Source organism: Neoroseomonas marina, from assembly GCF_012927745.1.
Classification (GTDB): Bacteria; Pseudomonadota; Alphaproteobacteria; order Acetobacterales; family Acetobacteraceae; genus Neoroseomonas; species Neoroseomonas marina.
This window is the reverse complement of record NZ_JABBKX010000003.1, coordinates 482,442-505,165: the sequence shown is the minus strand read 5'-3', so window position 1 is coordinate 505,165 and position 22,724 is coordinate 482,442. Positions and strand designations below refer to the sequence as shown.

Here is a 22,724-nt window from a genome sequence, read left to right as displayed (position 1 = left end):
GCTGCTCACCCGCAGGTCGGGTTCTGCGGCGTCGGGTCGTAGCCCGGCATGTCCGGCACGCCGTAGCCCGGGAAGACGATGCGCTCGGCCTGGTCGTCGCCGGGGGCATTGCCGAACCAGCGCTCGGACAGGCGCGCGACGGTGCCGTCCCGCTTCATGCAAACGATGATGTCCTCGACCTGGTTGCGCAGCGCGCCGGAATCGCGGCGGAAGGGCGTGCCCCAGTGGAAGCGCGTGCCCGGCAGCACGTAGTCGGCCACGAATTGCGGCGTGCGCGAGGCCGAGTAGCGGATGACCGTGTTGCCCGAGAGATTCGCATAGGCGCGGCCCTGGATGACGGCCTGGGCCGCATCGGCCTGGCTGTCGAAGGCGAGGAGGGTGAGGTTCAGCCGCTCGCGGTTGTTGTTCACCCACTGCTCGTAGGGCGTGCCCTTGTTCACGCTGATGGTCTTGCCGCGCAGGTCCTCCTCCGAACGGATCGGCGGCGTGCCGCGGCGGATGCCGAACTGGAGTTCGGTCCAGAGGTAGCCCTCGGTGAACAGCAGCGCCTCGGCGCGCTCCCGCGTCACCGTGGTGGGCGCGCAGAGGAAGTCGTAGCGCCCGGCATTCAGCGCCGGAATGAGACCGGAGAAGGCCGCGGATTCGATCACGATCTCGCGGCCCATGCGGCGCGCGACCTCGCGGAACAGGTCAACCTGGAAGCCCTGGACGCCGCCCTGCAGGTTGGGGAAGGCGTGCGGCGCGAAGGTCCCGTCCACGCCGCAGCGCAACGGTGGCTGGCCGCCCTGCGCCAGGGCCGGCCCGGCGATGACGGCCGACAGGAGAGCGGCGGCGATGAGCCTGCGCATGGCGAAACCTCCTCTTCATGAATCGGGACCAACACTTCCCAGATGGCTGCCCTGCTGTCCATGCAGGCCCTGCCACAAACTTGCCCCCTGAGCGTCCCGCTGCCGCCGCCGCGGGCAGTTTCTAATGAGGATGAACGGAGCGACGCCATGCCCATCATCCCCCTGACCCTGATCGGAGCCGGACTGCTCGGGAATCTGCTGCTCGTCATCGCCCTGCTGGGCGACGTGACGGCGCCGGGCCGCATGCCGCTCGCGGTCGCCGCGGTGCTGGCGCTGGGCGGCGGGGCGCTGATGCTCGTCGGGCTGATGATGATGGAGCCTCGGCGCGACCGGGAGGTCGATCACCGTTCCTGATGGCGATTGTCCATCCCGCGGAAGACGATCAGCGGGCGTGAGTTTCGCGCCTTGGGCGACATCTCCAGCCAGTCCAGGAATTCCAGCAGCACCTTCGCCGTGATGTCCGCGACGCGGTGGCGATGGGCGGCCTCGGGCGTGAACCAGCCGAGGTGTTCCAGTTCGCCCGAGCCCGCGATCTCGCCATGAACGGCCTCGGCCGGGGCGGCGAGGAAGCGGGCGTTGAACCGGATCGGCCGGCCGCCAGGCGTCACGGCGCGGCAGACATAGTGCAGGGCGCCGAGGTCGGCCGCGACCGCCTCCCCCCGCCGTTCGCCCAGGACCAGGCCGGTTTCCTCGAACAATTCCCGCGCGGCGGCGATGCCGATGGCACGCGCCCGGCCGGGTGTGGCCCGGCGTTCCAGCATCCGCCGCGTGGCCGGGGCCAGTTCGCTGGTCGCCGGCTGGCGGTGGTCGTCGGCATCCACCCGGCCGCCGGGGAAGACCATGACGTCCGGCATGAACCGGTGGCGCGCATGGCGCCGACCCATCAGCACCTCGGGGCCCGCGGGGCCGACGCGCCACAGGATCAGACTCGCGGCGTCGCGGGGACGGACGGTGCGGCGGGACCGGCCCTCGGCATCGGCGCCGCCGGGATTGTCGGCCAGCGCGTCAGTCAAGCGCGAAGCCCCTCAGGCGTAGCCAGGTCCGGAAGCCGAAGCGTTCCGGCACCGAAAGCTGCCGCGCGGCATTCTCCGACCAGGTGCAGCCCTCCGGGGCGGGGCCGTGGATCTCGGGGTAGCGCGGCTTCTGCTTCGGGCGGAGGGCGTCGTAGTCCGAGAGCGCGTCCTCGAGGCCGGTGTCGCGATAGGTCTCCCGATGCACGATGACCGAGGGCGGCAGCCGCGGCGTGACCTCGTTCTGCGCCGCCGGCCAGCCGAGGGTCAGCCCGGCGAGCGGATAGACGCCCTCGGGCAGGCCAAAGAGGGGCGCGACCTTCTCGATATGGCTGCGGACATAGGAGATCGGGCAGGTGCCGAGCCCCGCGGCGTCGGCCGCCGCGATCGCCATCCCCATGGCCAGCGCGGCATCGACCGCGGTGTTGAGGAAGGTGTCCATGTTGTTGTTGGCGTGGGGCCGGCCATGCTTCGCGCAGGCCTGCTGCCCGCGGCGCATGTCCCCGCAGAACAGCAGCAGGACCGGGGCGTCCTTGATCCAGGGCATGGTGCCGATCCAGTCGGCGACCTTGGCGATCTTCGCCGGATCGCGCGTCACCACGATCGAATACTGTTGCAGGTCCGATTTGGACGGGGCGGATTGCGCCGCGGCCAGGACCGTGTCGAGCAGCGGGTCCGGCACCTCGTCGGTGCGGTAGCGCCGCGTCACCCGGCGGTCGAGCAGGGCGGCGAGCGCCGGGGCGACCTCCTCCGGCGGTTCGAAGGGGACGATGCCGTAGCGGTTGTGGATCAGGTCGGCGGGGGTCATGGCGTCAGCGTGGCACCGGGGTGGGCGGACGAAAAGGTCACGGGTCGGGCGTCGGCCAGACCATGCGGAAGCGCTCGAAGACGACGGGTTCGTCATCGGTCAGGACGAAGCCGTCGCGCTCGGCCTGCCAGCCGAAGAACTCCCGATGGTTGGCGAGCCAGGTCGCACGGCTGCGGTCGCCTTCGCCCTCGACCCAGGCGAAGTCGTCCGTGACGCCGGCGAAGGGGCCGACCGTGACCTCGGTCGTCTGCCAGATGCAGGTGGGGCGTCCCGACCCGTCCACCACCAGCACATGGTCCCCTGGCGCCGGGCGCGGCGCCTTGCCCGGCCCGTAGTCGCGCGCCAGCGACGCCGTTGCTCGCTTGGCGCCCGCGAGGATCAGCGCGGCGAGCGCGTCCGCGATCGCGGGGGTGTGCCCGTGGGCCACCACGTCATAGCGGTCGTGATCGAGGCCGGCGGCGGCGCGATACGCCGCCCAGAAGGCCGCGACCTCGGGCGTGCGGTCAGGCACGTACCACCCAGGCATCGGCGACCGTGACGCCCTGGCCCTCGGCATGGACGATCAGCGGGTTGATCTCGGCTTCCGAGACCTCGGCCACGGCGGCCAGGCGGGATACCGCCACGATGGCACGGGCAAGGGCGTCGAGGTCGCCCTTCGGCAGGCCGCGCCAGCCGGCCAGAGGCTTGAGGCCCTTCACCTCGGCGATCATGGCGTGGGCCTCGGCTTCGCTGAGCGGGGCGCAGCGCAGCGCGGTGTCCCGGTGCAGTTCCGCCATCACGCCGCCGGCGCCGACCAACACGACCGGGCCCGATTCCGGGTCGCGACGGAAGCCGAGGATGGCCTCGGCCAGGCCCTTGGCCATTGGCTGGACCAGGAAGCCGGTGATGGTCGCATGCGGGGCCCTGGCCTTCACGCGCGCCAGCATTTCCGTCGCCGCGGCCTTGAGCGCGGCGGCGTCGGGGAGGTTGAGCGCGACCCCCCCGACCTCGGTCTTGTGGGCGAGGTCGGGCGACAGGATCTTGAGCGCGACCGGGTAGCGCAGGCCCTCCGGCACGGCATCCGGCGTCGCCATGACCGCGAAGCCGGTGGCAAGGCCGAGCGCCTCGAACAGCCGGCGGGCGTCGGCCTCGTCAGGCCGGGCGGCCAGGGCGTGCGCCAGCGCCGGCGCGGCAGGGACCGCGCGCGGCGCCTGCCATTCAATGAAGGCGCGGATCACATCGGCGCAGGATTCCGGGGTGCGGAAGGCGGCGATGCCGGCCTCGCCCAGCATCCGCAGGGAGACATCCGCCTGCGGCACCAGGAAGGCCGCGACGGGCTTCGCCAGCCCCGACCGCGCCGCGCCCAGGATGCCGGCGACGGCATCATGCGGGCGGAACTGCGCCGAGGACCCGATCACCGACAATGCGAGGTCCGTGTCCGGATCGGCGGCGAGCGCGGAGAGCGCCGCCTGTACCTTGTCCGCCCGCGTGCCGGCGAGCGTCACGTCGATCATCCGCCCGTGATGCGGCAGGCCGGCGGCCTTGAGGCCTTCCACGGCGGTCTCGTTCGGCGCGCGCGTCTCGATGCCGGCGACGCCGAGCGCATCGACCGCCATCGCCCCGCCGCCGCCCGTCGTCGTCATCACCGAGACGGCGCGCTTCGGCGCGGCGAGCGGCTTGCGCCCGATGAACAGTGCGGGGGCCTCGAGCAGCGCCTCGATCATCGTCACCCGCGCGATGCCGTTGGCGCGGAAGAAGGCGTCGGCGGCGGCGTCCGATCCCGCCAGCGCGCCGGTGTGGCTGTTCGCCAATTCCGCCCCGAAGGCCGAGCGGCCGAGCTTGAAGGCGATGATCGGCTTGCCGGCCGCATGCGCCCGGCGGGTGGCCTCGGCCAGCAGGTCGGCGCGGCGGATGGCTTCAAGGAACAGCAGGATGGCGTCGACCTGCGGGTCGTCCACCAGCAGGCCGGCGATCTCGCTCGCCGTCAGGTCGGCCTCGTTGCCGGTGCTGATCAGGTGCGAGAAGCCGAGGCCCCGCGCAGCGCCGCGCGCCATGATGGCGCCGAGCATCGAGCCCGACTGCGACACCAGCGCGAGCCGCCCGGCAGGAAGGCTCTCCGCTTCCAGCGCCGCGTTCACCGAGCAGGCGGTGCGGCTGTTGAGGTTGATCAGCCCCATCGAGTTCGGCCCGAGGATCCGCACCCCCGCCGCCTTGGCGGTAGCGAGCAGCCGCGCCTGGCGCGCCTGGCCTTCCGGCCCCGCCTCGGCGAAGCCGTCGGCGAGGATGGCCGCGACCTTGATGCCTTTGGCTGCGACGTCGGCGATGACGCCTTCGACATGCTCGGTGCCGAGCAGCAGGTAGGCGAGGTCCACCGGGCCAGGGATATCCGCGATGGTGGGATAGGACTTCTCGCCGAGGACTTCCTCGGCGCGCGGGTTCACCGGGTAGAGATCCCCGTCGAAGCCGTGCTTGCGCAGGTAGATCTGCGCCCGCGCCGTCAGCCGCTTCGGGTCGGCCGACGCGCCGACGAGGGCGATGCGGCGCGGGTTGAGCAGGGCAGGGGCGAGCGCGGTCATGATCGGGTCCGGTTCAGCGGGTGCCCTGCGCGACGCAGCCCTCTGGCGGGGCGGCGGGCGGGGCGACATGGATGGCGAGGAAGGCCGGCATCGGCGCGTCCGCTGCCAGCGGCGCGAGGTCGATGGCATGCAGCGAGATGCCGCCCTCGGCGATGCGGGCGCGGGTCGCGGCCCGGGCGAGGAGCTCACGGGTCGGGCGCAGCACCACGGCGCGTTCCCCGGTCTTCAACCCGGGCAGGCCGGCCAGGATCACCACCGCCTCGGGGCGTGCCCAGGCCATGTTGCCGGGCAGGCGGTCGAGGTGGCGGATGGTCGGGGCGAAGGCGCAGGGGGCGGCGCGCAGCGGCGCCTCGAGCGCCGCGCTGGGCGGCAGGTGCTGGACGGCGTCCAACACCTCCCGCGGCACATCCGCTGCGGCGGGCATGGCGACGGCGCAGAACGCCAGGGCCAGGACCCGCCGCATCGGGATCCTCAGATCGGGTCCCAGCAGAAGATGTCGCCGGACCGCTCGAGCTTCGAGAAGCCCTGCGCGAGCGAGGGCAGCGCGTATTCGGCGATGCTCTCGGGCGTCCAGCCGCTCTCACGATGCACCGACTTGATCGGACGGATCTGGCTGTACACGAACAGCTCGTTCATGCGCGGGGAGAAGATCTGCCCGGTCACGTCCTTCGCCGCGTCGGAGGCGAGGAAGACCGCGAGCGGCGCGTTCTTGTCCGGCGTCATCTGCATGATGCGCTCGACGCGGCGCTTCTGCTCCGGCGTCTCCGCCGGGATGGTGCCGGTCATGCGCGACCAGGCGAAGGGTGCGATGCAGTTCGAACGCACGTTGAAGCGCGCCATGTCGAGCGCGATCGACTTCGACAGCCCGACGATGCCGAGCTTCGCCGCCGAGTAGTTCGCCTGCCCGAAATTGCCGATCAGCCCCGAGGTCGAGGACATGTGCACATAGGCGCCGGACTGCTGCTGGCGGAAATGCGTGGCGGCCGCGCGGGAGACGTAGAAGGAGCCATTGAGGTGGACGGCGATCACCGCGTCCCATTCCTCGGGCGTCATGCGGTGGAAGATCTGGTCGCGAAGGATGCCGGCATTGTTCACGACGATGTCGATGCGGCCGAAATGATCGAGCGCGGCCTGCACGATCTTCTGCGCGGAGGCCCAGGTGGCGACGCTCTCGGTCGAGATCTCGGACTGGCCGCCGTTCTGGGCGATGATCGCCTTGGTCTGCTGCGCGGGCGTCGCGTCCTGGCCCTCGCCGGCAACGGAGGCGCCGACGTCGTTGATGATCACCTTGGCGCCCTGCTTGGCCATCATGATGGCGATCTCGCGCCCGATGCCGTTGCCGGCCCCCGTGACGATCGCGACCTTGCCCTCGAGCATGTTCGGCATCTGGCGTATCCCCTCCATGGTCTTTAGCCACTTAAGCTTCTAGACCCGGCCCAGCGGGCCGTGAAGCCGGGTTGCCGTGGCGGCCGCGGGCCGCGTAGATGCCGGACATGGCAGGCAGGATCGGACAGCATGGGCAGTGGTGATCGCCGGATCGCGGCGCTGCGCCGCTTCGCGGAGCATGTGGCCAAGGTCGCGCCGCTCGACCTCTCGGTCAGGCTGTGGGACGGGACCGTGCTGCCGCTGGCGCCGGGTGCGGACGGCGCGCTGACGCTCACCATCGCGACACCGGCTGCCCTGACACGCCTGGTACGCCGGCCGCGCCTGCCGACCATCGTGGAACTGATCGCCGAAGGTGCGGTCGATCTCGAGGGCGGGACGTTGCTCGACCTCGCGGCCCGGGCAGGGTCGGGATCGACCCGCGGGCTGGCGAAGCGGCTCGACAAGGGCCTGGCGCTCCGGGCGTTCCTGCCTTTCCTGTTCGGCCCCGGCGGGGGCGGGAAGGGTTACGCCTATACGGGCACGCAGGCCGCGAGGCATGGCGAGGGGCGCGACGACAAGGCGCAGGTGCAGTTCCACTACGATGTGTCGAACGCCTTCTACGCGCTCTTCCTCGACCCCGAGATGGTCTACTCCTGCGCCTACTTCCCGGATTGGGAGGCGGACCTCGCGACCGCGCAGAAGGCCAAGCTCGACATGTCCTGCCGCAAGCTGCGGCTGAAGCCCGGGGAGCGGATGCTGGACATCGGCTGCGGCTGGGGCGGTCTCGTCTGCCATGCGGCGCAGCACTACGGCGTGCAGGCGCATGGCGTGACCTTGTCCCAGGCGCAGTTCGACTTCGCGACGGAGAAGGTGCGGCGGCTCGGCCTTCAGGATCGCGTCACCATCGAGTTGCGCGACTTTCGCGACCTCACGGACATGGAGTTCGACAAGGTCGCCTCCATCGGCATGTTCGAGCATGTCGGGCTCGACAACCGGGACGGATATTTCCGCCACATCCGCGGCCTGCTGAAGCCGCGCGGGATCTACCTGCACCACGCGATCGCACGGCCGATGAAGGCGACCGAGAAGAAGTTCCGCAAGGCGAACCCCGAGTTCCGCACATTGGTGAACTACATCTTCCCGGGCGGCGAGCTGGACCATATCGGGGGCACGACCGATGCGATGGAACGCAACGGCTTCGAGATCCACGATACCGAGGGCTGGCGCGAGCATTACGGTCGGACCTGTCGGCTATGGACCGAGCGGCTCCACGCCCATCGCGAGGCTGCGTATCGCGAAGCCGGCGAGGCCAAGACCAAGATCTGGTTGATGTATCTGGCCGGCTGCGCGCTTGCCTTCGAGCGCGGCACGGTCGGCATCTTCCAGACGGTGGCGACCAAGCGGGCGCGCGGGGCCTCGGGCCTGCCGCCGACGCGGCAGGACCTCTACGCGTGAGCGCGCCGGTGTTCCGCCGCGCGATCGCGGCCGACGTACCGGCGATCGTGGCCCTGCTCGCCGACGACGTGCTCGGTGCGGCGCGGGAGAAGCCTGGCGACCCTGGCTATGATGAAGCCTTCGCGGCGATCGCGGCCGATGCGAACCAGTTCCTCGCGGTGGTCGAGATCGCGGGTCGCGTCGCCGGCTGCCTGCAGCTGAGCTTCATCCCCGGCCTGTCCCATCGCGGCATGTGGCGCGGACAGATCGAGAGCGTGCGTATCGCCGCCGAGGCGCGTGGCGGCGGCCTCGGTCGGCAGATGTTCGAATGGGCGATCGACCAATGCCGTGCCCGCGGCTGTGGCATCGTGCAACTGACCACCAACAAGTCGCGCGGGGATGCGCGCCGCTTCTATGAGACCTTGGGCTTCGTCGCCAGCCATGAGGGCATGAAACTGAAGCTCTGACGCCGGCGCGTCAGGTCTTCGCGGCGATAATGCTGCCGCTCTGGCTGGCCGGGATACGCCGCCGCCAGGCGCCGGCATCGACCTGCGTCACGAAGTCGAGCACGGCCCGGTTGAAGGCATCCGGATGCTCCAGGTTCATGGTGTGCCCGCATTTCGGCAGCACCATCAGCGCGCTCGTCGGGATGGTGCGCTTGAGGTAGAGCGCGGGCTCGAGCGTCGGATCGTCCTCGTCCCCCGCCACGACCAGCGTCGGCGTGGTGTAGGCGCGGAAACCCTCGGCGAGGTCGAAAAGGGAGGGCCGTTCGCGCTGCACGCCCTGCATGGTCAGCGCCGAGCCTTCGGTGGAATGCTCGCACAGCTGGGCCTCGAACTCGGCGAAGCCGCGCGGGTCGGATTCCTCGAAGACCAGGCGGGTCGGGCCATGGGCGTAGGTCTTGCCGTAGACGGCCATGCCCTCGGTGCGCAGGCGGGCGATGGCGGCGTCGGTCTCGGCCCGGAACTGGTCCCGTTTGTCCGGGGCGGCGCCGTAGCCGACGCCGGCCGCGACCAGGCTGCGGGCCATTCGCGGATAGCGCAGGCCGAAATGCAGCGTCGCGAAGGCGCCCATGGACAGGCCCACGATATGCGCCGGCGCGAGGTCGAGCGCCCGGACCACGGCCGCGATGTCGTTCGTCGCATGGTCCTGCGAATAGGATTTCGGGTCTGCCGGCACGGCGGAGGGCGGATACCCCCGGGCGCAATAGGCGACGCAGCGGTAGCGGCGCGAGAAGAACCGCATCTGCGGCTCCCAGGACCGGTAATCCCCGGCGAATTCGTGCACGAAGACCATCGGGATGCCGGATCCGGCTTCCTCGTAGTAGAGGTCCACGCCGTCGTCGGTCCGGATGGTCGGCATCGCGCTTTCTCCCGCTGTCGCCGGGGCAGGATGGAAGGCGCTCGTCTGGCCGTCCAGGCCGCCTTGACAGAGGATCGATGCAAGCGCATCTGCAATCCGTACCAATCGGGTCCTGATTGCAGGAGGGCAACGGCCGTGCTGCGGCTGTCCAAGCTGACCGACTACGCCGTGGTGGTGCTGACCAGGCTCGAGGAAGCCGAGGATGGGGGGGTGCTGACCGCGCCGGGCCTCGCCGCGGCGACCGGGCTGGGAGAGCCGACGGTGGCGAAGGTGCTGAAGATCCTGTCCCATGCGGGCCTGGTCGAGGGGCGGCGCGGGGCGGCGGGCGGCTACCGCCTGGCGCGGCCGCTGGCCGAGATGCCATTGACCGACGTGATCGCCGCGATAGACGGCCCCATCGCGCTGACCGCCTGCGTGGACAATTCGATCGGCCTTTGCGATGCGGAGGCGACATGCCCCGTGCGCGGCCGGTGGGACCCTGTGAACGATGCCATCCGCCGGGCGCTGTCCGGCATTTCCATCGCCGACCTCGCGCGCGTGCCGGCCATCGTGCCGCACCCCGACGTCGTCGCCGCGGAGTAGAGACGATGCCTGCCGTCACCGAGACGATCGAAACCGTCCAGTCCGTCACCGAGTCCGGCTACAAATGGGGCTTCGAGACGGACATCGAGATGGAGTTCGCCCCCAAGGGGCTGAACGAGGACATCGTCCGCTTCATCAGCGCGAAGAAGAACGAGCCCGAATGGCTGCTCGAATGGCGCCTGCGCGCCTTCGCCGCCTGGAAGGCGATGGAGGAACCGCGCTGGGCGGCGGTGAAGTATCCGCCGATCGACTACCAGGACAGCTACTACTACGCCGCGCCCAAGCAGAAGGTCGCGCCGAAGTCGCTCGACGAGGTCGACCCGGAGCTGCTGAAGACCTACGCCAAGCTTGGCATCCCGCTGCGCGAGCAGGAGATCCTGGCGGGCGTCGAAGGCGCGGGGTCCACCCCGGCCGAGGGGCGCATGCCGGTCGCTGTCGATGCCGTGTTCGACAGCGTCTCCGTCGCGACCACCTTCAAGGACCGGCTGGAGAAGGAAGGCATCGTCTTCTGCTCGATCAGCGAGGCGGTGCAGACGCATCCCGAACTGGTGCGGAAGTATCTCGGCACCGTGGTGCCGCAGGGCGACAATTTCTTCGCCGCGCTGAACAGCGCGGTCTTCACCGACGGGTCCTTCGTCTACATCCCGAAGGGCGTGCGCTGCCCGATGGAGCTGTCGACCTATTTCCGTATCAACGCCAAGAGCACCGGGCAGTTCGAGCGCACGCTGATCGTTGCCGACGAGGGCTCCTACGTCTCGTATCTGGAAGGCTGCACGGCCCCGATGCGCGACGAGAACCAGCTGCACGCCGCGGTGGTGGAGCTGGTCGCGATGGATGACGCGACCATCAAGTATTCCACCGTCCAGAACTGGTACCCCGGCGACGCCGAGGGCAAGGGCGGCATCTACAACTTCGTCACCAAGCGCGGCGCCTGCCGCGGCGCGCGGTCCAAGATTTCCTGGACGCAGGTGGAGACGGGGTCGGCCATCACCTGGAAGTATCCCTCCTGCATCCTGCAGGGCGAGGATTCGGTGGGTGAGTTCTACTCCGTCGCCATCACCAACAACTACCAGCAGGCCGACACGGGCACGAAGATGTTCCACATCGGCCCGCGCACCAAGTCGACCATCGTGTCGAAGGGCATCAGCGCCGGGCACGGGCAGAACACCTATCGCGGCCTGGTGCGCATCGGCGCGAAGGCGACGGGCGCGCGCAACTTCACCCAGTGCGACAGCCTGCTGATCGGCGATCTGTGCGGGGCGCACACCGTGCCCTACATCGAGAACCGCTGCCTGTCCGCCAAGGTGGAGCACGAAGCGACTACCAGCCGCATCGCGGAGGACCAGCTTTTCTATTGCCGCCAGCGGGGCCTGAGCGAGGAAGAGGCGGTCGGGCTCATCGTCAATGGCTTCTGCCGCGAGGTGCTGAAGGAACTCCCGATGGAGTTCGCGGTGGAAGCGCAGAAGTTGCTGCAGATTTCTCTGGAAGGGAGCGTGGGCTGATGCTCCGCATTGAAGGACTCACCGCCGAGATCGACGGCAAGCAGATCCTCAAGGGGATCGACCTCGAAGTGCCGACCGGCGAGGTGCACGCCATCATGGGCCCGAACGGGTCCGGCAAGTCGACGCTGTCCTACGTGCTGTCCGGGCGCGAGGGCTACGAGGTCACGGGTGGGTCCGCCACCTTCGACGGCCACGACATCCTGGCGATGGAACCTGAGGAACGCGCGGCCGCCGGCCTGTTCCTGGCCTTCCAGTATCCGGTGGAGCTGCCGGGTGTCGGCAACGCCACTTTCCTGCGCACCGCGCTGAATGCCCAGCGCAAGGCGCGCGGCGAGAGCGAACTCGACGCGATGCAGTTCCTCAAGCTCGCGCGCGAGCGGATGAAGGCGCTGTCCATGTCCGACGACATGCTGAAGCGCGGCGTGAATGTCGGCTTCTCGGGCGGCGAGAAGAAGCGCAACGAGATCCTGCAGATGGCGCTGCTCAAGCCGTCGATCGCCATCCTGGACGAGACGGATTCCGGCCTCGACATCGATGCGCTGAAGATCGTCGCCGACGGCGTGAACGCGATGCGCGGGCCGGATTTCTCGGCGCTGGTCATCACGCACTACCAGCGGCTGCTCGACTACATCGTGCCGGACCGGGTGCATGTGCTGATGCAGGGCCGCATCGTGAAGTCCGGCGGGCCGGAGCTCGCGAAGGAGCTGGAGGCGCAAGGCTACGCTGCCGTCCAGGCGGCGGCATGACGGCACCCGTCGCCACTGGCGCCGCCGGCTTTCTCGCCCGCTATGAGGGCCTGAAGGTCCACCTGCCCGGCGCCCGCAAGCCCTGGCTGAACACGCTGCGCGCCGACGCCGCCGTCCACTTCGCCGCGCGGGGCTTCCCGACGCGGCGCATCGAGCAGTGGAAGTACACCGACCTCGCCCCCGTCGCGCAGTCCTCCTTCGCGGAGCCGCTGACGATGGTGGAAGGCGCGATCGCCCTGCCGGTGGCGAACGCGGCACATCGCGCGGTCTTCGTGGACGGGCGATTCCGTTCCGATCTCTCGACGCTGGATGGGCTGGCCCATCGCGTCGGCAGCCTGGCGCAGGATCTCAACGCCGCGGAGCCCTTCCTCGGCGCGCTGGCCAAGCCGGGCAGCGAGCCGCTGGTCGCGCTGAACACCATGCTGTTCGAGGACGGGCTGTTCATCGACCTGCCGGAGGGTCTCGATGGCGGGCTGCTGGAACTCGTCTCGATCGCCGTCGATCCGGGGCGTCCCTTCGCCTTCCATCCGCGGCACCTGATCCGCCTCGCCGCCGGTGCCAGGCTGACGCTGATCGAGACGGCCACCGGCCGCGGCCAATGCCTGCACAACCCGGTCTTCGAGATCGAGGTCGCCGAGGGCGCAACCTTTACGCACGGCCGGATGCTGCAGGAGGAAGCGACCGTCTTCCACCTGTCCACCATCTACGCGGCGATCGCCGCGGGTGGCACCTACGACAACTTCACCGTCGCCGCGGGCCCGCGCCTGACGCGCAACGAGATCCATGCCGCGCTGACCGGCCCCAAGGCCGCCTGCCACATGAACGGTGCGCAGATGGCCGCCGATGGCCAGCATGTGGACACCACCACGTCGCTCGATCACGCCGCACCCGATTGCGCGTCCCGCCAGACCTACAAGACGGTGCTGGCCGGCCGGTCGCGCGGGGTCTTCCAGGGCAAGATCTTCGTGCATCAGGCCGCCCAGAAGACCGACGGCTACCAGATGAACCAGGCGCTGTTGCTCAGCGAGAACGCCGAGATCGACAGCAAGCCACAGCTGGAAATCTACGCCGACGACGTGAAGTGCAGCCACGGTGCGACGGTGGGCGCGCTGGATGCGGACAGCCTGTTCTACCTCCGCTCCCGCGGCATCCCCGAGAGCCAGGCCAAGGCCATGCTGGTGGAGGCCTTCCTGCATGAGGCGGTGGAGACCGTGACCGACGAGACGCTCCGCACCGCGCTGACGCGGGCGCTGGACAATTGGTGGGCCCGCCAGGGGGCGGCTGCGTGATGGACACGCTGACCCCGGCCACCTTCGACGTCGCGCGCATCCGGCAGGATTTCCCGATCCTGTCGCAGCCGCAGGCGCGTGGGCGGCCGCTGGTCTTCCTCGATTCCGGCGCGAGTGCCCAGAAGCCGCGCGCCGTCATCGATGCCATGGTCCGTTGCATGGAGACGGCCTACGCCAACGTCCATCGCGGCGCCTATCGCCTGTCCGAACTCGCGACCGATTCCTACGAGGCCGCGCGCACCGCGACCGCCCGCTTCCTGAACGCCGCCGACGCGCGCGAGATCGTCTTCACGAAGAACAGCACCGAGGCGATGAACCTCGTCGCCCATTCCTGGGGCCGCGGGGTGATGACGCCGGGCCAGGCTGTGCTGATCTCCGAGCTGGAGCACCACGCGAACATCGTCCCGTGGCAGATGCTGCGCGACGACAAGGGCATCGAGCTGCGCGTCTGTCGCGTGACCGACGCCGGCGAACTCGACATGGACGACCTCGAGCGCAAGCTCGCCGACGGCAAGGTCGGGCTGGTCGCGGTCGCGCACATGTCGAACGTGCTCGGCACCGTGACGCCGGTCGAGCGCATCGTGGCGCTCGCCCATGCCCATGGCGCCAAGGTCCTGTTCGATGGCTCCCAGGCCGCGGTGCACCGGCGCGTGGACCTGCAGGCGATCGGCTGCGACTTCTACTGCTTCACCGGCCACAAGCTGTATGGCCCCACGGGCATCGGCGTGCTCTGGGCGAGGCTGGAGCACCTAGATCGGATGCCGCCCTTCCTCGGCGGCGGCGACATGATTTCCGTCGTCACCTTCGAGAAGTCGGAATGGGCCGCCGTCCCGGCGAAGTTCGAGGCCGGCACGCCGCCGATCATCGAGGCCGTCGGCCTGCATGCCGCGATCGACTATGTCACTGCCATCGGCATGCCGGCGATCGAGGCGCATGAGCGCTCGCTGGTCGACCACGCCATGGGCGCGCTGTCCGAGGTGCCGGGCCTGACGCTGCTGGGCCGCGCGCAGGATCGCGGCGGCGTCTTCGCCTTCGCACTCGACGCTGCGCATCCGCACGACCTCGCGACGCTGCTCGACCGCGCGGGCATCGCGGTGCGCGCCGGGCGGCATTGCGCCGAACCGCTGCACGCGCGCTTCGGGCTCGACAACGGCACGACGCGGGCTTCCTTCGGGCTCTATACGACGAAGGAGGAAGTGGATCTGCTCGCGCGCGCGCTGACCGAGGCGCGGGAGTTCTTCAAATGAGCGGCCTCTTCGACGACCTGCGCGACCTCTATCAGGAGGTCATCCTCGACCACGGCCGCAAGCCGCGGAACTTCCGGCGACTGGAAGATGCGGACGCGACCGCGCGCGGCGACAATCCGATGTGCGGCGATCGCATCGAGCTGTTCCTCAAGATGACGCCCGACCACCACATCGCCGAAGCCGCCTTCCAGGGCCGCGGTTGCGCCATCTCGACCGCCTCCGCCTCCCTGATGACCGAGGTGGTGAAGGGCAAGACGGCCGATGAGGCGAAGGACCTCGGCGCGAAGTTCCGCGAGTTGGCCATGACAGGCACCTGCCCGGATTGCGGCGCGGCGCTGCAGGACGACATGGAGCGCCTGGCGCCGCTCTCGGGCGTTCATGAGTTTCCGTCCCGCGTGAAGTGCGCGACGTTGGCGTGGCACACGCTGAACGCCGCCCTCGACGGGACCAAGGAGGCGAGCAGTGAGTGAACCCGCCACCACCGAGACCCGCGCCGCCTGGACGCCGGACGGCGAAGTGAAGCCGCCGGCGCCGAAGGTGAGCGAGGATGCGGTGATCGCCGCGATCTCCACCGTCTATGATCCGGAGATCCCGGTCGACATCTACCAGCTCGGCCTGATCTACGCGATCGAGATCGAGGACGACGGCAAGGTGAAGGTCGAGATGACGCTGACCACGCCGTCCTGCCCCTCCGCCCAGGAACTGCCGGGCCAGGTGGAGGACGCGGTGCGTGGCATCGAGGGCGTGTCCGACGTGCTGGTCGAGGTCGTCTGGGATCCGCCCTGGGACCAGTCCCGTATGAGCGAGGATGCCCGCCTCGCGCTGAACATGTTCTGAGGTGCGCCGATGAACACGACGATCGAAGCCCCGCGCGCGAAGCGTGCCCTGCCGCCGGTGATGTCGCTCACCCATGCCGCGGCGGACCGGCTGCGGGGGCTCTATGCCAAGGGCGAGCACGGCAAGCTGCTGCGCATCGGGGTCAAGACCAAGGGCTGCTCAGGATTGTCCTACGACCTGTCCTGGACGGACGAGCCCGCGCCGACCGACGAGGTCATCACCGACAAGGACGTGACCGTCCTGATCGACCGCAAGGCAACGCTGTTCCTCATCGGGACCATCATGGACTACGAGGTGAAGGCGATGACCGCCGGCTTCACCTTCACCAACCCGAACGAGAAGGGCCGCTGCGGCTGCGGCGAATCCTTCCACGTCTGATCAGGCGCGCCGGTCGGTTCGGACCGGCGTCCACATCCCGATGTCCCGCGGGGCGTCCAGCAGCTCGGGCAGTGTCGCGTGCCAGGCGGCGCGGTAGGGGCGCGCCAGCTGTACCTCCAGCACGTCCCGGTGGTCCTGCCAGACCTCGTGCAGCAGGAAGTGCCGCGGATCGGACGGATCCTCGTGCAGCGTGACGCTGACGAAGGTCGTTTCCACGCGCATGGCGTCGAGCACCCCGTTCAGCAGATCGAGGAACCGGTCGCGCTGACCGTCCCGAACCCGGAAGGCGATGACATAGGCCACGGACATGGATGGCGGCTCCTGACGATGGGAGCAGCCTAGCGGGCCGCATGTTCGTGGCGATGACCTTGGAGGTCATATCCGGGCCGCGACGTCAGTCCAGCGTCTGCCGGTAGCGCATCACCGCGAGCACCGAGACCGCGCCGAGGAAGGCCAGCATCGGCCATATGTCCGGCCAGGTGTCGACCAGCGTGTTTCCCTTCAGCATGACGCCGCGCACCACGCGCAGGAAATGCGTCAGCGGCAGTGCCTCCCCGATCGTCTGGGCCCAGTCCGGCATGCCGCGGAAGGGGAACATGAAGCCCGACATCAGGATGGAGGGCAGGAAGAAGAAGAAGCTCATCTGCATCGCCTGGAGCTGGTTGCTCGCGACGGTCGAGAACAGGAAGCCCACGGCGAGGTTCGCCACGATGAAGACCAGCAGCCCTGCGGCCAGCACCAGCGGGTCGCCCACCATCGGCACGTGGAACAGCAGCGTCGCGGCGGTCAGGATCACCAGCACCTGGATGCCGCCCACCAGGATGAAGGGCGTGAGCTTGCCGATCATCACCTCGACCGGCCGCACGGGCATGGCGAGCAGGTTCTCCATCGTCCCGCGTTCCCGTTCCCGCGTCACGGCGAGCGCGGTCATGATGATCATGGTCATCGTCAGGATCGTGCCCATGAGCCCGGGGACGATGTTGTACTGGGTCAGGCCTTCGGGGTTGTAGCGGCGCTGGATGCGCAGATCGACCGGCGGCTGCCCCTGCGCGAGGCCGGCCAGCGGCCCGTCGAGCAGCGGCGCCAGCGCCGACTGCACGATCCGGTCGAGCGCGCCGGCGGCATTGCCCGTCGCGGCCGGGTCCGTCGCATCCGCCATCACCAGCAGGGCAGGGCGGTCGCCGCGCATCAGGTCGCGCCCGAAGCCGGTCGGAATCTCGACGGCGAACTGCACCTCTCCGCGCGCGAGCAAGCGGTCGAGCAGGTCGGGATCCTGCGCGACGGTGGTGACGCGGAAGTAGGTGCTGGTCTGCAGCGCCGTGACGATCGCGCGCGAGAAGGAGGAATTATCCTGGCTCAGCACCGCCGTCGGCAGGTTGCGCGGGTCGGCGTTGATGGCATAGCCGAACAGCGTCAGCTGGATAATCGGGATGCCGACCATCATCGCGAAGGTCAGCCGGTCCCGCCGCATCTGGATGAATTCCTTCACCACCATGGCGGCGAGGCGATGCCAGGCGAAATGCGGTCCTCTCCTCATCGCGACGGCGCTCCGCTCGGCACCGGCGCTTCCGCCATCAGGTGGATGAAGGCGTCCTCGAGCGAGGGCTTCGCCGCGGACCAGGCGAGATCCGGCTCGGCGCGGAAGGGCGCGATCGCCTCGGCGAGTGCTGCGGCCTGCGATCCGCTGACATGCAGCGTCGCGCCGAAGGGCGCGACCATCTCGACGCCCGGCCGCGCGGCGAGGTCGCGCGCCAGCGTGCCGATGCGCCGCTCGGGGCCGCTCACATGCCAGGTCGACAGGCCCGAATGGGCGATCACCTCCGCCACCGTGCCGACCGCGAGCAGCCGCCCATAGGCGAGGTAGGCGATGCGGTGGCAGCGTTCCGCCTCATCCATGTAGTGCGTGCTGACGAGGACGGTCATGCCGCCCTCGGCGAGCGTGTGGATCTCGTCCCAGAACTCCCGCCGCGCCTTGGGATCGACGCCGGCGGTGGGTTCGTCCAGCAGCAGCAGTTCCGGTTCGTGCAGCACGCAGGCGGCGAGCGCGAGCCGCTGCTTCCAGCCGCCCGACAGCGTGCCCGCCAGCTGCCCGCTGCGCTTCGCCAGCCTGAGGCGGTCCAACGCGCGATCCACCGTCTCGCGACGTCGATCCAGGTCATAGAGCCGCGCGACGAAGTCGAGGTTCTCGCGGATCGTGAGATCCTCGTAGAGGCTGAAGCGCTGCGTCATGTAGCCGACGCGCCGCTTGATCTCCCAGGCCTCGGTCAGGATGTCGCGGCCGAGGCAGGTGCCGCTGCCGCCATCGGGCACGAGCAGGCCGCAGAGCATCCGGATCGTCGTCGTCTTGCCGCTGCCGTTGGGGCCGAGGAAGCCATGGATCTGCCCGCGCGCGACATCGAGGTCGAAGCCGTCCACCACCGTCTTGTCGCCGAAGCGCTTGGTCAGGCCCCGGACGGAGATGGCGGGTGCGTCGGTCATGGCCGCGCCCGCACGCTCACCGGCTGGCCGGGCGTCGGGGCGCCGGGCAGGGGCGTGAGGATCGCCTCCATGCGCCAAACCAGTTTCGCGCGCGTCTCCCGGCTGTAGATGACCGGCGGGGTGTACTCGGCCTCCTGCGCGACGCGGCTGATCCGCGCGGTCAGGTCCTGCGGGCAGCCGGAGCAATCCACTGCGACGGTGTCGCCAGGGCGGAAGGCGGCGCGCCGGGCCTCGGGCACGAAGAAGACGACCTTGACCGCCTCCGGCGGCAGCAGGCTGATCACCGTGCCGCTCGTCGGCACCCATTCGCCGGGTCGCCGCAGCACGTCGTCGATGACGCCGGCGGCGGGGCTCGTGACGTTACGTTGCGTGAGGTGCCATTCGGCCTGCACCAGCGCCGCGCGCGCGGCATTCACCGCCGCACGGGCGGACGCAATGCGGTCCTCGCGCGCCGGCAGCCGCGCGGTGGCGAGATCGGCGCGGATGCGGTTGCGCTGGGCTTCGGCCTGCTCGGCCGTCGCGCGCGCCTGGTCGAGCGCCTGTTCCGAGGCGACGCGTGTGCGGGCGAGCTGGTCCTGCCGGCGGAACTGGATGCGCGCGAGGTCGAGCGCGGCTTCGGCTTCGGCGAGTTGCGCCTCGATCGAGGCGATCTCCTCCGGCCGCGCGCCCTTCAAGAGGTCCGCGAGGTCGCTTTCCGCCTTGTCGAGCGTCGCGCGCGCCTGCGCGACGGCGGCGCGCTGGAGGTCGCTGTCGAGCGTGAACAAGGACGCGCCAGCCGCGACCTGCGCGCCCTTGGTCACGTCGACGCTGGCGACCCAGCCGGCCTCGGGGGCGGCGATGCGCAGGTACTCGGCATCGACATAGCCCTGGAAGACGCCGTCGGGCGGCGGCTTGTCGCAGCCGGCGAGGGCGAGCAGCAGGAGGACGGGGGCGAGGCGCCTCATGACGCAGGCTCTGGGCGGAGGCCGCGGAGGAAGAGGTCGAGGTGCTGGCGCAGCAACGTCTCGGGCGGCAGGGGGGCATCCTCGATCGGGGCGAAGGTCGTCCGCCACAGCGCGGCGAGGATCATCGGCGCCATGAACAGCCGCGCCGTCACCTCGGGGTCGAGCGGGCGGAACTCGCCGCTTTCCATCCCGCCCCGCAGGATGCCGGCGACGAGGGCCAGGCCGCGGCCGATCACCTCGTGCCGGTAGAAGCGGGCGAGGTCGGGGAAGTTGCCCGCCTCGGCCAGCACCAGCTTGGGCAGGGCGACGAGCCTCGCATCGGCGGCGACCTGGGCGAAGGCAGCGATGATCATGTGCAGCCGCTCGGTCGCCGAGCCCCGGGTGGTGGCCATCAGCCCCTGGATGCGCTCGATGCGCGGCACCAGGTTGGCGCGGACCAGCGCCTCGAACACCGCCTCCTTCGAGGGGTAGTAGAGGTAGATCGTGCCCTTGGAGACGCCGGCGCGGGCGGCAATGTCCTCCATCCGCGTGGCGGCGAAGCCCTTCTCGCGGAAGGTGTCGAGCGCGGCATCGAGCAGTTCGGCCGGCCGGGCGTCCTTGCGCCGGCGGCGGGGGGTGGGGGCCTGCATCGGGGCCTCTTTTTGACTGACCGGACAGTCAGTAAAGAATAGCACAGCTTACGTCAAGCACGCGGTTGCGCAGCCTTCTGGAGCAGACGGCGATCGGACGGCGCAACCTCGTCGGGAAGGCGGGGCGACGATCCGGCGCGCGGTGGAGCGAAGCGCCGGTGCCGATCGAATGGCCCCGATTGCGCGCGCAAACGATGGGTTGGGGACGTCGCCGAGAGCGCTGGCGAAGGAACTAGCTAGTCGGCGGGCCGCAGCGGCGCCAGAGCGGGTCGAGCCCCGCAGCCTCGACCTGCATCAGGTTCTCTCCGCGCAGGCGCATCGTCACGCGCTGGCTGCCCCCGGGATCGGAGGCGGGGGCGGTGTAGGCGAAGTCATGCCGTCCATAGTCGCCTTGGAGCCGCGCGCCGCCCGGCGTCACGATGCTGGGCCCGGCGATGGACAGGCGCAGCCCGCCCTCGGTGCACCAATGCCCGTCGATGGCATCGGCGCGGGCGGGCGTGGCGAAGGCAAGACCCGCGACGGCGGCGGCAAGGGCGACGAGGCGCATGGCGATCCTCCTGCGGCGGAGAGGCTAGCCTCTCCGCGCTTGCGGCCGCCACATCCGACCGTATCGGTCAGGCGTTGGCCGGCACCAGTCGGTAGCCGGTCCCGGCGCGCTCCACGCGGCCCGTCGCCGGCATGTCGAAATGGTACCCGATGACCGGCATGCGCTCGGTGGCCGCGCGATCGAGCAACCGCTGCCGCGTCTCCACCGCCATGGTCGGGTCCATGTCGAAGACCGGGTACCAGGTGGGGTTCGCCATGAAGAAGGGCGGCGTGGTCACGGCGTCCCCGATCACCAGGACCTGCTCCCGCCCCTCGGCGATGAGGAAGGAGGTGTGGCCGGGGCTGTGGCCGTTGGTTGCGATGGCATGGATCCCGGGTGCGACCTCGGCGCCCGGCGCGAAACGCTCGACGCGCGCGGCGTAGGGCGCGAAGCGGCGCCGGACCAGGGCGAAGCCGGGGCGGCGCGCCTCGGCGGCGCGGGTTTCCTCGCCGGCATCGGTCCAGAAGGCCCATTCGCGCTCAGGCACCGCGATGCGCGCCTGGGGAAAGAGCGCCGTGCCGTCACTGGTCGCGAGGCCGCCGATATGGTCGCCATGGAAATGCGTGTGGACGATCAGCACCACCTGCGCGGGGTCGAGCCCAGCGGCCCGCATGTTGGCCGGCAGCGCGCCGGTCTCGGCGCCGACGCCGCCGGTGCCGGCGTCGAAGGCGACAAGCCCGCGGGGCGTCTCGACGAAGGTGACGTTGTAGGGGTTGCGCATCGCGGTGCCGGAAAGGCCGGCCGACTGCATGGCGGCGGTGACCTGCTCGCCCGAGGCATTGACGACCAGGCCCTGGCGGACATCGCCGCGGACGTTGGATCCGTCGGTCACGACGGTCACGGTCAGCGCGCCGACGCGGAAGCGGTGGAAGGCCGGGCCGACGATCGGCGGTGCGGCGGCCTGCGCGGCGGCACCGCCGGCCCGCAGGACCAGGGGCGCGGCCAGCAGCGTGCCGGCGGCGCGACGGGTGATGCGCATCGGGGTGTCTCCTGCTCCTGAGGCCCTGTCAGACCACGCTCGACCAATCGGCGGGGACGAAGCGGAAGCCATTCCCGGCGCGCGCCACGTGGCCGCTCGCCGGGAAGGGGTAGTGGTAGCCGGTGACGCGGATCCGATCCGTCGCGACCATGTCGAGCACGCGGCGTCGCGTCGCGGCGGCCATGTCGCCATCGAAGTCGAAGACGATCTGCCAGTCCGGATGGGCCATCATGATCTCGGGCCGGTTCGTCACGTCGGCGAGGAACATCGCCTGCGCGTCGCCATCCGCGATGCGGAAGATGGTGTGGCCCGGCGTATGGCCCGGCGCGGCGAGCGAGGTGATGCCGGGGATGACCTCGGCGCCAGGACGGAAGGGCGCGACCTTGCCCTGGTACGGCCCGAAGCGCCGCGCGACGTTGGCGAAGGTCGGGCGCTGGCCTTCCGGCGTGCGCGTCTCGTTGCCCGCCGTCGTCCACCAGGCCCATTCGGGTTCCGGCACCAGCACGGCCGCGTTCGGGAAGGCGGCGCCGCCCGTCGCGTTCAGCAGGCCGTTCACGTGGTCGCCGTGGAAATGGCTGTGGATCACATGCGTCACGCGCGCAGGGTCGATGCCCGCGGCCGCCATGTTCGCGATCATCCGCCCGGCCGTCGCGCCGGCCGGCGTCACGCCGTTGCCCGCGTCGAAGACCGCCAGCGTATCGCCGCGTTGGACGAAGGTGATGGTGAAGGGGATGACAGTCGTGTCGGTCGGCAGGAAGGCGTCGCGGGCGGCCGCCTGCACGTCCGCGAGCGGCGCGTTCCGCACGAAGCCTTCCAGGGGCCGGGCGAAGAACCCGTCATGCACCGTCGTCACCGTGATGGCCCCGACGCGGAACCGGTAGAAGCCCGGCGCCTGGGCCGGTGCCGGCTGCCCCTGCGCTGCCGCGATCCGCGGCAGGGACGGTGCGGCAAGCGCGGATCCCGCGGCCAGCAGGGCGATACGGCGGTGCAGCATTCTTCGTGACCCTCTCCCAGATCGGTAGATGGTGGCCCTGCCCGCCGAACGATCAAGGGTCGCCGCGCGTCGAGGCGGGTTGCCTCGGCGCAGTCTTGGTGGGATTTTCATCCTTCGGGCGCTACACGCCGGAGACGGAAGGGGTCACGAC

Annotated in this window: 27 protein-coding genes; 11 read left to right on the top strand and 16 right to left on the bottom strand. The window is 70.1% G+C overall.

Features of this window, described 5'->3' with window-relative positions; genetic code table 11:
• Positions 1-5: 5 nt before the first annotated feature.
• Positions 6-848 (bottom strand): transporter substrate-binding domain-containing protein, encoded by an 843-nt coding sequence (locus GWK16_RS12555; protein ID WP_170054295.1) that lies wholly within the window; start codon positions 846-848, stop codon positions 6-8.
• A 147-nt stretch (positions 849-995) separates the two neighbouring features.
• Between GWK16_RS12555 and GWK16_RS12550 the strand changes: the two genes are divergently transcribed.
• Complete coding sequence (locus GWK16_RS12550) at positions 996-1,202, top strand: hypothetical protein (RefSeq protein ID WP_170054294.1); 207 nt, start codon at positions 996-998, stop codon at positions 1,200-1,202.
• Here GWK16_RS12550 and GWK16_RS12545 read toward each other — a convergent pair.
• Genes GWK16_RS12545 through GWK16_RS12520 form a run of 6 tightly spaced genes read right to left on the bottom strand, consistent with a single transcriptional unit; the run spans position 1,190 to position 6,607 of the window.
• Entirely contained in the window at positions 1,190-1,861 is a 672-nt protein-coding gene (locus GWK16_RS12545) for an NUDIX hydrolase (RefSeq protein ID WP_248291322.1), read from the bottom strand. The genes GWK16_RS12550 and GWK16_RS12545 overlap by 13 nt on opposite strands.
• The gene (locus tag GWK16_RS12540) at positions 1,854-2,666 is read right to left on the bottom strand and encodes a nitroreductase family protein (protein WP_170054293.1); all 813 of its coding nucleotides are present in this window, start codon (positions 2,664-2,666) and stop codon (positions 1,854-1,856) included. Before GWK16_RS12540 ends, GWK16_RS12545 begins: the two co-directional genes overlap by 8 nt.
• A 37-nt stretch (positions 2,667-2,703) precedes the next feature.
• Entirely contained in the window at positions 2,704-3,177 is a 474-nt protein-coding gene (locus GWK16_RS12535) for an ASCH domain-containing protein (RefSeq protein WP_338144462.1), read from the bottom strand.
• Positions 3,170-5,221 carry an acetate--CoA ligase family protein gene (locus GWK16_RS12530; protein ID WP_170054291.1) on the bottom strand — a complete coding sequence of 684 codons (2,052 nt, stop codon included), beginning with the start codon at positions 5,219-5,221 and terminating at the stop codon, positions 3,170-3,172. Before GWK16_RS12530 ends, GWK16_RS12535 begins: the two co-directional genes overlap by 8 nt.
• A gap of 13 nt (positions 5,222-5,234) precedes the next feature.
• Entirely contained in the window at positions 5,235-5,684 is a 450-nt protein-coding gene (locus tag GWK16_RS12525; RefSeq protein ID WP_170054290.1) for a hypothetical protein, read from the bottom strand.
• An 8-nt stretch (positions 5,685-5,692) separates the two neighbouring features.
• Positions 5,693-6,607: an SDR family NAD(P)-dependent oxidoreductase gene (locus tag GWK16_RS12520; RefSeq protein WP_170054289.1), complete on the bottom strand. Its 915-nt coding sequence runs from the start codon at positions 6,605-6,607 to the stop codon at positions 5,693-5,695.
• A 129-nt stretch (positions 6,608-6,736) separates the two neighbouring features.
• Here GWK16_RS12520 and GWK16_RS12515 point away from each other — a divergent pair, with 129 nt between their 5' ends.
• Together GWK16_RS12515 and GWK16_RS12510 are read left to right on the top strand one after the other, a co-directional pair.
• Positions 6,737-8,041: an SAM-dependent methyltransferase gene (locus tag GWK16_RS12515; RefSeq protein WP_170054288.1), complete on the top strand. Its 1,305-nt coding sequence runs from the start codon at positions 6,737-6,739 to the stop codon at positions 8,039-8,041.
• Entirely contained in the window at positions 8,038-8,487 is a 450-nt protein-coding gene (locus GWK16_RS12510; protein WP_170054287.1) for a GNAT family N-acetyltransferase, read from the top strand. The genes GWK16_RS12515 and GWK16_RS12510 overlap by 4 nt, the downstream gene beginning before the upstream one ends.
• Before the next feature lie 10 nt (positions 8,488-8,497).
• On the opposite strand, the gene GWK16_RS12505 is transcribed toward GWK16_RS12510, so the two are convergent.
• Positions 8,498-9,382 (bottom strand): alpha/beta fold hydrolase, encoded by an 885-nt coding sequence (locus GWK16_RS12505; protein ID WP_170054286.1) that lies wholly within the window; start codon positions 9,380-9,382, stop codon positions 8,498-8,500.
• A 135-nt stretch (positions 9,383-9,517) separates the two neighbouring features.
• Between GWK16_RS12505 and GWK16_RS12500 the strand changes: the two genes are divergently transcribed.
• From GWK16_RS12500 to GWK16_RS12465, 8 genes are read left to right on the top strand one after another with little or no spacing between them, the layout of a single operon-like run.
• Positions 9,518-9,964, top strand: coding sequence for an SUF system Fe-S cluster assembly regulator (locus GWK16_RS12500; RefSeq protein ID WP_170054285.1), 447 nt, complete (start codon positions 9,518-9,520; stop codon positions 9,962-9,964).
• 5 nt (positions 9,965-9,969) lie between these two features.
• Complete coding sequence (gene sufB, locus GWK16_RS12495) at positions 9,970-11,466, top strand: Fe-S cluster assembly protein SufB (protein ID WP_170054284.1); 1,497 nt, start codon at positions 9,970-9,972, stop codon at positions 11,464-11,466.
• Positions 11,466-12,212, top strand: a complete 747-nt coding sequence (gene sufC / locus GWK16_RS12490) for a Fe-S cluster assembly ATPase SufC (RefSeq protein ID WP_170054283.1) — start codon at positions 11,466-11,468, stop codon at positions 12,210-12,212. The genes sufB and sufC overlap by 1 nt, the downstream gene beginning before the upstream one ends.
• Positions 12,209-13,501, top strand: a complete 1,293-nt coding sequence (gene sufD / locus GWK16_RS12485; RefSeq protein WP_170054282.1) for a Fe-S cluster assembly protein SufD — start codon at positions 12,209-12,211, stop codon at positions 13,499-13,501. Before sufC ends, sufD begins: the two co-directional genes overlap by 4 nt.
• Positions 13,501-14,748 carry an aminotransferase class V-fold PLP-dependent enzyme gene (locus GWK16_RS12480; RefSeq protein ID WP_170054281.1) on the top strand — a complete coding sequence of 416 codons (1,248 nt, stop codon included), beginning with the start codon at positions 13,501-13,503 and terminating at the stop codon, positions 14,746-14,748. Before sufD ends, GWK16_RS12480 begins: the two co-directional genes overlap by 1 nt.
• Positions 14,745-15,218: a Fe-S cluster assembly sulfur transfer protein SufU gene (gene sufU, locus GWK16_RS12475; protein ID WP_170054280.1), complete on the top strand. Its 474-nt coding sequence runs from the start codon at positions 14,745-14,747 to the stop codon at positions 15,216-15,218. The genes GWK16_RS12480 and sufU overlap by 4 nt, the downstream gene beginning before the upstream one ends.
• On the top strand, positions 15,211-15,585 hold the full coding sequence (locus GWK16_RS12470; protein WP_168039540.1) for an SUF system Fe-S cluster assembly protein: 375 nt from the start codon (positions 15,211-15,213) through the stop codon (positions 15,583-15,585). Before sufU ends, GWK16_RS12470 begins: the two co-directional genes overlap by 8 nt.
• A gap of 9 nt (positions 15,586-15,594) precedes the next feature.
• Positions 15,595-15,963 (top strand): HesB/IscA family protein, encoded by a 369-nt coding sequence (locus GWK16_RS12465; protein ID WP_170054279.1) that lies wholly within the window; start codon positions 15,595-15,597, stop codon positions 15,961-15,963.
• On the opposite strand, the gene GWK16_RS12460 is transcribed toward GWK16_RS12465, so the two are convergent.
• The 8 genes from GWK16_RS12460 to GWK16_RS12425 all read right to left on the bottom strand — a co-directional run bounded on the left by GWK16_RS12460 (position 15,964) and on the right by GWK16_RS12425 (position 22,573).
• On the bottom strand, positions 15,964-16,272 hold the full coding sequence (locus GWK16_RS12460; RefSeq protein WP_170054278.1) for a putative quinol monooxygenase: 309 nt from the start codon (positions 16,270-16,272) through the stop codon (positions 15,964-15,966). It abuts the gene before it with no gap.
• 85 nt (positions 16,273-16,357) lie between these two features.
• Positions 16,358-17,500 carry an ABC transporter permease gene (locus GWK16_RS12455; protein ID WP_170054277.1) on the bottom strand — a complete coding sequence of 381 codons (1,143 nt, stop codon included), beginning with the start codon at positions 17,498-17,500 and terminating at the stop codon, positions 16,358-16,360.
• The gene (locus tag GWK16_RS12450) at positions 17,497-18,441 is read right to left on the bottom strand and encodes an ABC transporter ATP-binding protein (protein ID WP_170054276.1); all 945 of its coding nucleotides are present in this window, start codon (positions 18,439-18,441) and stop codon (positions 17,497-17,499) included. Before GWK16_RS12450 ends, GWK16_RS12455 begins: the two co-directional genes overlap by 4 nt.
• Positions 18,438-19,385 (bottom strand): HlyD family secretion protein, encoded by a 948-nt coding sequence (locus GWK16_RS12445; RefSeq protein WP_170054275.1) that lies wholly within the window; start codon positions 19,383-19,385, stop codon positions 18,438-18,440. Before GWK16_RS12445 ends, GWK16_RS12450 begins: the two co-directional genes overlap by 4 nt.
• Positions 19,382-20,014 carry a TetR/AcrR family transcriptional regulator gene (locus GWK16_RS12440; protein WP_170054274.1) on the bottom strand — a complete coding sequence of 211 codons (633 nt, stop codon included), beginning with the start codon at positions 20,012-20,014 and terminating at the stop codon, positions 19,382-19,384. Before GWK16_RS12440 ends, GWK16_RS12445 begins: the two co-directional genes overlap by 4 nt.
• A 232-nt stretch (positions 20,015-20,246) precedes the next feature.
• A complete protein-coding gene (locus GWK16_RS12435; protein WP_170054273.1) occupies positions 20,247-20,561 on the bottom strand; it encodes a hypothetical protein in 315 nt (104 codons plus the stop codon).
• 67 nt (positions 20,562-20,628) lie between these two features.
• Positions 20,629-21,579, bottom strand: a complete 951-nt coding sequence (locus tag GWK16_RS12430) for an MBL fold metallo-hydrolase (protein ID WP_170054272.1) — start codon at positions 21,577-21,579, stop codon at positions 20,629-20,631.
• A 28-nt stretch (positions 21,580-21,607) separates the two neighbouring features.
• A complete protein-coding gene (locus GWK16_RS12425) occupies positions 21,608-22,573 on the bottom strand; it encodes an MBL fold metallo-hydrolase (protein ID WP_170054271.1) in 966 nt (321 codons plus the stop codon).
• Positions 22,574-22,724: the final 151 nt, after the last annotated feature.